Source organism: Methanobacterium sp., from assembly GCA_039666455.1.
Taxonomy (GTDB): domain Archaea; phylum Methanobacteriota; class Methanobacteria; order Methanobacteriales; family Methanobacteriaceae; genus Methanobacterium_D.
The window spans coordinates 21,913-28,284 of sequence record JAVSLW010000032.1 but is presented as its reverse complement, the minus strand read 5'-3'; the positions used below and the strand labels follow the sequence as shown (position 1 = coordinate 28,284).

The following is a 6,372-nucleotide window of genomic DNA, read 5'->3' as shown; positions in this document are numbered from 1 at the left end:
AAATTGGAGTTCCTTTTGCATTAACCGTTGATCATGATTCTCTGGAAGATAATAAAGTAACCATAAGAAACAGAGATACCCTTAAGCAAAAAAGAATCCCTATTTCAAATATCAGTGCAATCATAGAAGACCTTATAAAATTCAGGGTTAAATTTGAAGATATAGAATAATTAATTTTTCAAATTTACATGATTTTTCGCACATTGTATAAAAAATTAAATAGTAAATTAATTAAGAGATAAATCTTAAACCCCATATAATGATCGTATCTAAGAAAGATTATTTCAGGTTGAAAAATGCACAGATTCGAAGATGTGAGAAATTTGTGAATCCTTCAAAAACCACCGGTTTTGAAAGATTTTAAATGATTTTTGAGGTGAAATAATGGTAAGTATCAATTTAGAAGCCAAAAAAACAGTAGACTTAATGATAGAAAACTCAGCCGAATTAAATTTAATGGTTGAAAAACTTGAAAATGGTTCAACAGTAATCGATGCTGGTGTAAACGTGTCTGGAAGCTTAAAAGCAGGTGAACTTTACACCAAGGTATGTCTTGGAGGGCTCGCTGAAGTTGGAATTTCAATCCCTGGCGACCTCTCAGAAAAGTTTGCATTACCCTCTGTTAAGATTAAAACTGATTCTCCGGCAATATCAACACTTGGAGCGCAAAAAGCAGGCTGGTCTGTAAGTGTTGGGGATTTCTTTGCCCTTGGTTCTGGTCCGGCAAGAGCATTAGCTTTAAAACCAGCTGAAACATATAAAGAGATCGGGTATAAAGATGAGGCAGATGTTGCAATCCTTACACTTGAAGCTGACAAATTACCTGGTGCTGACGTTACCGATACTATTGCAAAAGAATGCGGTGTCTTACCAGAAAACGTTACTGTTCTTGTTGCTCCAACATCATCCATTGTTGGTTCAATTCAAATAGCAGGGAGAGTTGTGGAAAATGGTACCTACAAGATGCTTGAAGCACTCCACTTTGACGTTAAAAAAGTTAAGTTTGCGGCAGGAATTGCTCCAATAGCTCCTGTTGACCCTGACGGACTTAAAGCAATGGGTAAAACAAATGATGCTGTTTTATTCGGAGGTAGGACTTATTACTACATCCAATCTGAAGAAGGAGACGATTTAAAGGCTTTAGCTGAACAGTTACCATCATCTGCATCTGCAGGTTATGGAAAACCATTCTACGACGTGTTCAAAGAAGCGGAATATGATTTTTACAAAATTGATAAAGGAATGTTTGCACCTGCTGAAGTTGTTATTAATGATTTAAGGACTGGAAAAGTATTTAGAGAAGGATATGTAAACACTGAGCTTCTTATGAAATCATTTGGTTTGTAATATATTCTATTTTTTCTTTTTTTATCCTTATTTTTTCTAAATTTTGAAATATTCTATTTTTAAATTTCTTAAAATGTAATAAAATATTATTTTTTTAAATTTTTAAAAAAATTCTGTAATCAAATATTGAGAATTATATTTATAATTTCGAAAACTTTATAATCCATTAAAATGCTTTATTACGACGTTTACCAACAAATAATTGAGTTTATTTAAAATGGGTGATGGCCCTTATTTTGTTTTAAATTTAGTTGTTACAATTTGAATAATAGAATAAAAGGCTAATTTTCCTCTTTTTAAATTCGATATATTAAGGTTTATTTTTGAATTTAAGTCCGAAATTATCCCTTATAAACTTAATGGAGCGCAACTAAGTAGATAAATTTATATGCTTGTTTGTGCAAAATATTACAATTAAGTATTAATAAGAAGGGTTAATACTTAACAAAAATTAGATAACAGTTTTTTTCAGGAGGATGTAAAAGGATGATAGAAGATGATGATGACAAGCATTTGCTACTGCTTCTTCCAGTTGTAATTTTTTTAATAACTACAATTGGAGGGAGCATAGCATTAAACACGTCAGTAAATGAAACAAATCATAGTTTAAACTCTAATTTACAATATAATAAAAACTTCCCGTATATGGAAGCAATAGATGAAACATCTGAAATCTGTCAAATCTTCGATTTGGCGCAACAAAAATCAAAGATTTTTGTTGGCTTTGATTTCAAATATCTATACTCAAAAATGAAAGATGATGATTCTGGAATTTTTAAGGATAAAAATGTATCTGATAATAATAACCATCATAAAGCTGTTCAGGCTGCGCCAGATAATGTTACAGAAAATGTTACTACTTATAGCTTAAACAAATCAAATGATCCTTCAGGGACAGCATGGAATTTAAACGGTACAAAAACAGTTTATTTAACATCAGATAACGTAATTAGCAAAAATGCTGACATGAGATTCTTAAAAAGAGTAGCTTCTAATTTAAAGAAGAATGGGATCAATGTTATAATAGATCACAACGCCCCTAATCCCAACCAGGTACCAAGATCAGTGAAAAATGCTCCAAAAGACAGTGCTATTGTTATAATCAACTATAATTGTGCAGGGACCATAAAAGACCTAACTGATGGTATTAGTGGCCCTGAAACAAATGGAAAAGCAGATAAAGGGTATTTATATGAATATGCCCGGGATTTAAGAGGAATAATCTATGTTAACGTGTCTCCCGATGTAATATTAACAGATCGATCTTATTTACCAAGAGCACATGATGATGATTTCTCATCGCACGAGTTTAGAGGGATAAATGAGCCTGCTCGGTATCTTTCAGAGAGTAGAGTAACATTAATAGATAATATTAAGCCCTTATATCCCATAATGAGTACGGAAAGGGCAGATACTATATCTAAAAGGGTATTAATGCTTATAACCAGTGACTAATTGTGTATTAACATGCTCAAATAACTCTGTTTCGAAATTTCGAGCAAATCAGTGTGTGAAGATGCCAGAATCAGAGAAATTTAAAAAATATTTTTTATTCAACAATGGTCAGGGCCTTCATAGGGCAGGAACCAGTGCAGAATCCACATCCAATACATGATTCATTATCTATTCCAATACTCCAGTCATCTTTTATGCAAATTGCCTTAACAGGACACAAAGAAACACATGCACCACAATCTACACATTTTTCTTCATCTCTTTTTAAGACCTTTTTAATTGGGTCTACCTGTATTCCCTGATGTTCCATATATTCAATACTCTCATCTATATTTTCTCCTTCAAGTTCAATAAGTGCTTTACCACCTTTTGGAGTTATATTTGCCCTCAATATGTTAAATGTAATGTTATATCTTCTCATTGCATCTGAAATTATTGATTTATTGACTATATCTGGTGAAAACGTTAACCATGCTTTCATACTTACACCCCATCATTATTTTTTGCACTTTCACCAATTAACCGAGAAATATCTTCTGCAGTAATCATCCCTTTTACTTTATTGTCCTTATCGACAATTGGAAGTCCAGAAATCTCATATTTATCAATTCTACGTGCTACAACATCCACAGGTTCATCTTCTCTTGCAATTATTACCCTTTTTGTCATAACATCCTTTAATTTTGCCTTTCCTCTGGCAATGGCATTTGCTATGTCCCATGATGTTACAATGCCCATGAGTTTACTATCAGTATCTACAACAGGCAGATGGTTAATGTTATTTTCCACTAATTTTCTGGCAACATCACCTATTTCATCTGTAGGGTGAGCTATTATCACAGGCTTACTCTCAATATTTTTTACAAGGATTGAAGGTTTCTTAATTTCAAGAGGTTTAACTGTGTATCCTTTAGAGGGTATATGATTAACTGGCTCTGTAAGGAAGAATTTTCCCCTACTTATCCATTCTTTAAGTTCACAGGCAACTTCTTCAGCCTTTTTATAGGAAGATAATGGAGATGTTTTAATTTCAATGCCGTTAATTTCGATTTTTCCTGTTTTTAACTCTTTGTAATTAGTTTCTTTTAAAACTGGACGGCTGCGTCTTGGGATTCCATAATCAAAAATTCTGCAGGTTATATCTTCATCGCTTATGGCAGTTCTTTTAGCTATTCTCTCGTTAAGGATCGGAATAGGGATTCCAGCTCCAACATACAGTGTAGGGCCGTATTTTTGCATGGTAGCTCCTCTAACAAAGTCGCTGCTCATTTTTTTCATGTCCCCCATGAGCATCAATGTTCCAGCAGGACCAACAGGAACTCCATTTCGCCGTTCAACTCCAGTAGAGTGTTGTGTTCCTTCTCCAATGATATATCCTTCCCCTCCACATAGGAATATCCTTGTTCCCATTCCCATTGTCTCAAAATAGGGATCATTAATTAATGGACTTAACTGTCCAGCACTTGAATAATTTATATTGCCATAGTTCGGCAATAAAGTTCCCATATAGGTGTATAAAGTTTCATCTGTTGAATTTGTGGCAACAGCATAGTTTTGATAACAGTTTCTTGGATTAACCATAGTTGCATAGTTTAAACTTTCAATATCAATAATGGTCTCTATTTCCATTGTAGGATAACAGTCAGTTCCATAAGCTTCTACAACTAATTCAATTTCTTTTCCTTTTATAATGTCTTCAATTAGATGTGCTCCCCCATAATCCATCCCTATTTGTGGGTTTTTATTAAGCTGAGTTGCTCCTATATACGCATCCACAGCAGCAAGGCCAGAATATGCTTCAACACTGTTTAAAAATGTCCTATTCATTTTTACTGGAGGATCAGAATGACCAAAATTCAAAAATGCACCTGAAGAACACATAGCACCAAAAGTACCTGTCGTTACAACGTCTACTTCCTCTGCTGATTTTTTTAATCCATTTTCTTCAACATACTGTGTCATTTCTGCAGCAGTTAAGACAACAGCATTCCCATCCCTGATTTTTTGATTAATCTCTTTAATTGTCTTCATTTAATCACTTCCGGCGCAGATTTCAAAATTAAATATTTCCAATGGAAAAATCTAAACATATATTGTATTAGGATCATATAAATATAAAAGAATTCAAAGGTAAAATTCTATTTCAAAGGCTAAGATTATTATAGTGATTAATATGGAGTAAAAAGGGAGATACTTATGACAAATCAAATTGATCTTGACCTGTTTCAATCAATACTAACAAAAATAGAAAAAAAGACAGATTATGCAGATATAAGAGTAAGCGACAGTCAAAATACATCTATCATAATGAAAGACGGAAAGATCCAGGAAATCAGGTCAGGGTCTGATTTTGGAAGTGCCATCAGAATACTGAAAAACGGTGCATGGGGATCTGCATTCACAACTCAGATTTCCAGGATGGACGAAATGGTTGAAACTGCTTTAAAACTGGTAAAATCACTTAAAAGTGACGTAGAACTTGCTGATATTGAACCTAATGTAGATAAGGTTAAATCAAGGGCTAAGATTATCCCCTCTGATGTTTCCATCGAAGATAAAAAGGAAATCATGACTGAAGCAAATCATGCAGCAACAATTGATAAAATTGTGAGCACTACTGTAAGTTACGTTGATGCAGAAGGAACAGGAGCATTTTTAAGCACTGAAGGTGCTTCAATTATTAGCGAGGAATCAAGGGTAGGAATGTTTCTAAATGCAGTGGCTGCTGATAGAAACATCATTCAATTTGGACATGGCAGCACCGGGGGAGCACGTGGCTTTGAGGTCCTTCAAAAAGAAGATATTGAAAAATTTGGAAGGAAAGCAGCAGATAAAGCAGTTAGACTTTTAAGTGCGAGTTCTCCACCTTCAGGAAAGTTTCCAGTGGTAATGGATCCTGAACTTACAGGAGTGTTTATTCATGAAGCTTTAGGCCACGCATCTGAAGCTGATCTAATTTTACAAAACGATTCCATACTTAAAGATAAAATGAATACTTATATAGGGTCAAATCTTGTAACTATTATTGATGATGCAAGTATGGATGCTTTTGGATATTATGCATATGATGCTGAAGGCGTGAAGACATCAAAAAACGTTCTGGTTGAAAAAGGTAAATTAGTATCTCTTTTAAGTTCAAGGGAGACTGCAGCAAAACTTGGAATATCTTCATCTGGAAATGCCAGATCCAGAGTAGGGGATCAGCCAATTGTCAGAATGAGCAATACCTATCTTAAACCTGGAGATTTGAAATTTGAAGAGCTGATTGAAAATATGAACAATGGAATTTATCTTAAAGGATCCAGAGGTGGACAGGTAGATACTGGAAAAGGTATATTCCAGTTCAACGCTGCAGAATCATTCATGATAGAAAATGGAGAGATAAAAGTACCATTAAGGGATGTTTCGTTATCAGGGAATATTCTTGAAATCCTGAATCATGTGGACGCTGTAGGAAGCGACTTTAAAATGAGCATTGGATTTTGTGGTAAAGGTGGTCAAACAGCTCCAGTTGGAGACGGGGGACCTCATATAAGAGTCAGTGAGGCTACAGTCGGTGGAGTAATGTAA

The 6,372-nt window shown here is 34.4% G+C and carries 6 protein-coding genes; 4 read left to right on the top strand and 2 right to left on the bottom strand.

The genetic code is table 11. From position 1 onward, the window contains the following. Positions 1–2 precede the first annotated feature (2 nt). The 3 genes from PQ963_08825 (at position 3) to PQ963_08815 (ending at position 2,802) form a co-directional block, all read left to right on the top strand. A complete protein-coding gene (locus PQ963_08825; protein MEN4029767.1) occupies positions 3–170 on the top strand; it encodes a His/Gly/Thr/Pro-type tRNA ligase C-terminal domain-containing protein in 168 nt (55 codons plus the stop codon). Between the two features lie 214 nt (positions 171–384). Further along, positions 385–1,347: a methenyltetrahydromethanopterin cyclohydrolase gene (gene mch, locus PQ963_08820; protein MEN4029766.1), complete on the top strand. Its 963-nt coding sequence runs from the start codon at positions 385–387 to the stop codon at positions 1,345–1,347. Between the two features lie 486 nt (positions 1,348–1,833). Next, on the top strand, positions 1,834–2,802 hold the full coding sequence (locus tag PQ963_08815) for a hypothetical protein (GenBank protein MEN4029765.1): 969 nt from the start codon (positions 1,834–1,836) through the stop codon (positions 2,800–2,802). A gap of 94 nt (positions 2,803–2,896) precedes the next feature. On the opposite strand, the gene PQ963_08810 is transcribed toward PQ963_08815, so the two are convergent. Both PQ963_08810 and PQ963_08805 read right to left on the bottom strand, forming a co-directional pair. After that, the gene (locus PQ963_08810; protein ID MEN4029764.1) at positions 2,897–3,283 is read right to left on the bottom strand and encodes a 4Fe-4S binding protein; all 387 of its coding nucleotides are present in this window, start codon (positions 3,281–3,283) and stop codon (positions 2,897–2,899) included. A 2-nt stretch (positions 3,284–3,285) separates the two neighbouring features. Then, a complete protein-coding gene (locus PQ963_08805) occupies positions 3,286–4,833 on the bottom strand; it encodes a homocysteine biosynthesis protein (GenBank protein MEN4029763.1) in 1,548 nt (515 codons plus the stop codon). A 165-nt stretch (positions 4,834–4,998) separates the two neighbouring features. Here PQ963_08805 and PQ963_08800 point away from each other — a divergent pair, with 165 nt between their 5' ends. Continuing rightward, positions 4,999–6,372, top strand: coding sequence for a TldD/PmbA family protein (locus PQ963_08800; GenBank protein ID MEN4029762.1), 1,374 nt, complete (start codon positions 4,999–5,001; stop codon positions 6,370–6,372).

Coding starts and splice junctions, on each gene's coding strand:
- mch (MEN4029766.1), top strand. CDS start 385: ATGGTAAGTATCAATTTAGAAGCCAAAAAAACAGTAGACTTAATGATA.
- PQ963_08815 (MEN4029765.1), top strand. CDS start 1,834: ATGATAGAAGATGATGATGACAAGCATTTGCTACTGCTTCTTCCAGTT.
- PQ963_08810 (MEN4029764.1), bottom strand. CDS start 3,283: ATGAAAGCATGGTTAACGTTTTCACCAGATATAGTCAATAAATCAATA.
- PQ963_08805 (MEN4029763.1), bottom strand. CDS start 4,833: ATGAAGACAATTAAAGAGATTAATCAAAAAATCAGGGATGGGAATGCT.
- PQ963_08800 (MEN4029762.1), top strand. CDS start 4,999: ATGACAAATCAAATTGATCTTGACCTGTTTCAATCAATACTAACAAAA.